General features: G+C 41.7%; 5 protein-coding genes. 4 read left to right on the plus strand and 1 reads right to left on the minus strand.

Translation table 11 applies throughout. The features are described from left to right. Positions 1-233 (plus strand): hypothetical protein (locus WBJ10_RS17390; RefSeq protein ID WP_424292599.1); only part of this gene is annotated, 233 nt, incomplete at its 5' end. An 8-nt stretch (positions 234-241) separates the two neighbouring features. Continuing rightward, positions 242-502, plus strand: a complete 261-nt coding sequence (locus WBJ10_RS17395) for a hypothetical protein (protein ID WP_424292601.1) — start codon at positions 242-244, stop codon at positions 500-502. Positions 503-545: 43 nt separating this feature from the next. On the opposite strand, the gene WBJ10_RS17400 is transcribed toward WBJ10_RS17395, so the two are convergent. Further along, complete coding sequence (locus WBJ10_RS17400; protein ID WP_424292603.1) at positions 546-875, minus strand: hypothetical protein; 330 nt, start codon at positions 873-875, stop codon at positions 546-548. 143 nt (positions 876-1,018) lie between these two features. Here WBJ10_RS17400 and WBJ10_RS17405 point away from each other — a divergent pair, with 143 nt between their 5' ends. Both WBJ10_RS17405 and WBJ10_RS17410 read left to right on the plus strand, forming a co-directional pair. After that, positions 1,019-2,008, plus strand: coding sequence for a formylglycine-generating enzyme family protein (locus WBJ10_RS17405; RefSeq protein ID WP_424292605.1), 990 nt, complete (start codon positions 1,019-1,021; stop codon positions 2,006-2,008). 11 nt (positions 2,009-2,019) lie between these two features. Then, a partial coding sequence (locus WBJ10_RS17410; protein ID WP_424292607.1) for a Gfo/Idh/MocA family protein occupies positions 2,020-2,691 on the plus strand: 672 nt, incomplete at its 3' end.

Below are 2,691 nucleotides of genomic sequence, written 5' to 3' on the forward strand. Positions count from 1 at the left end.
AACATTTTTCTTTTTCCTTTGTTCAAGTTAGACAACCTATAGACTTTATGGATCCTAAGAAAGATAACAAACAGACCGGAAGCGAAAAAGACAAAGAAGCGATCGCAAAAACGGATAAAAGCCAGAACGAACCGGGTGCTAATGGAGATGACATTGCGTCCGATCCTATTTTAGCAGAGAAAGACGAAGTGAAGATCGCTGAAGAAAAATTAAGAAGTAAAACCAAAAAGTAAATACTAATATGGCTAAATGTAATATATCAATAGATTTTAATGGTAATCCGGATGAATTGATTCGCTCTGCGGAACAAGCAATCTCCGGAGCAGGCGGCTCATTTTCCGGATCTACTTCGGAAGGGAATTTCGCTATCAATTCCCCTTTGGGGAAAGTATCAGGTACTTATACAGTCCTTGGCCAATCATTCAATATTAGCATAACCGATAAACCGTTTTTAGTAAGCTGCAGTAAAATCGAGGATGAATTAAGGAAGCGAATTAAATAAAATGTCTGGTTAGCCTGTTGGCCACCCTACCTATCTCACATTATTAAATCTCGCTGGTTGGCATACTGCCTTCCAGCAAATCCTCGCGGGGATCTGTGCGTAACACTTCCATATCGGGTTTATTAATATGGTTGGCATACCATCGAATGGCATCGTTCATATAATCATAGGAGAGTCCGTCATCCAGGCTCACTTCGAATGCATATAGATCCGGCTTAGACTCACCATACAACTCGATACAATTCTCAGCCACCTCGTAATCAGTATCTATTAGTGAATACACTTTCAATTCGAAATCCGTACCCCACATTTTTACAACGTCTAAGCAATTATACTTAATCTCTGCTGATAGATAAAATTCATTGTCTTTCATTGCTTTGTATGTGGTTTGAGAACGTTGATATTTAGTTTCATTTTGTTATCAAAAGATATTCCATAAATGGGATTTGCCCTCCTATAATCTTAAATTATTTTATTGCGGATTTCTCGGCTTGAAAGTTTAATTTTATGATCAACATGGCTTACCCATTAGACGCGATGAAATACCAAAAGTTTATTCTTCTTTTAACACTAACTCTTTCTTATTCCAGTATATTATTTGGACAGGAAACTAAAACTTCGAATTACATACAAAATATTCCAGGGGTTAGTGTAGAGTTCGAAATGAAAGCAATTAGCGGCGGCGAGTTTAAAATGGGCAGCAATCTTTCGGAAATTGGACATAACAAAGACGAAGCACCTGTGCATGCTGTCACTATCAGCCCTTTTTGGATGAGTTCACACGAAGTAACGTGGGACATTTATGAATTATTCGTATATCAGGATTTCGACCAAACTAAAAGCCTCGGTGTTGACGCAATAAGCCGACCGTCCAAACCATACCTTGACATGACCTTCGGGATGGGTAAAGAAGGGCATCCAGCTGTGGGGATGACACAATACAATGCCTTACAGTTCTGCAAGTGGCTTTACACCAGAACGGGAGTATTTTACCGCTTACCGACAGAAGCCGAATGGGAATTTGCTTGTCGTGCCGGGAGCCAAACCCCCTACTCTTTTGGAAATGACACAACAGCACTATCAGATTATGCATGGTATAAATCAAACAGTCAGGAGAAAACTCACACTGTAGGAACAAAAATACCCAATCAGTGGGGATTATACGACATGCATGGAAATGTTGCTGAATGGACTTTAGACCAATATACCCCCAATTACTACTCACAGACATCGGCGACAGTCAATAACCCCTTATCAAAATCAACTGAATTATACCCGCAAAGCGTTCGGGGCGGTTCATTCGAAGATGAACCTTTGGATTTGAGATCAGCTGCACGCCGCGGTTCTGATCCTGCCTGGAAACGTATAGACCCTCAGATCCCCAAAAGTAATTGGTGGTTCCCTGAGGCACCATTTGTAGGAATACGTCTCGTTCGACCGCTGAAACAGCCCTCTAAAGGAGAAATTGACTATTTTTATAATCAGAAACCCATCGAAGACTACTAAAAACCAAGCAAATGAGTGTAAACAAAAAAAACATCCCACAAACACAGCGCAGAGCATTTCTGAAAACGTCAGCTATCATTGCCGGAGGAGCTGTATTAAGCAATATCCCATTTTCAGGAGTGTATGCTGATGAAGGCGGAAAGATTAAAATAGCCCTGGTTGGCTGCGGCGATCGTGGTACCGGTGCACTTTTCCAGGCGCTGAATACTAAGTATAACATTAAAGTAGTGGCCATGGCCGACGCTTTTCGTGATCGGCTGGACAAAAGTTATGATGCTGCATTCAAAAAATTCGGCAAGGATAAAGTGGATGTCCCGGAAGATAAAAAATTTGTAGGTTTCGACGCATACAAACATGCTATCGCTGAGGCGGATGTAGTTCTTTTAGTTACGCCTCCGGGGTTCCGGCCCGTGCATTTCGCAGAAGCAATTAAACAGAACAAACACGTCTTTATGGAGAAACCTGTCGCTACTGACTCTCCAGGTATAAGAAGTGTACTAGCTACAGCTGAGGAAGCCAAACTGAAAAAACTGAACGTGGTAGTAGGATTGCAGCTCAGGTATCAGGACAATTATAGAGAAACTATCAAACGAATTGAAGATGGTGTCGCTGGCGATATCGTTTCAGGCCAGGTTTATTGGAACAGCGGTGGCGTTTGGGTTAAACCGCGTGTTGCCGGACAA

It is taken from the genome of Daejeonella sp., from assembly GCF_049655485.1.
Classification (GTDB): Bacteria; Bacteroidota; Bacteroidia; order Sphingobacteriales; family Sphingobacteriaceae; genus Daejeonella.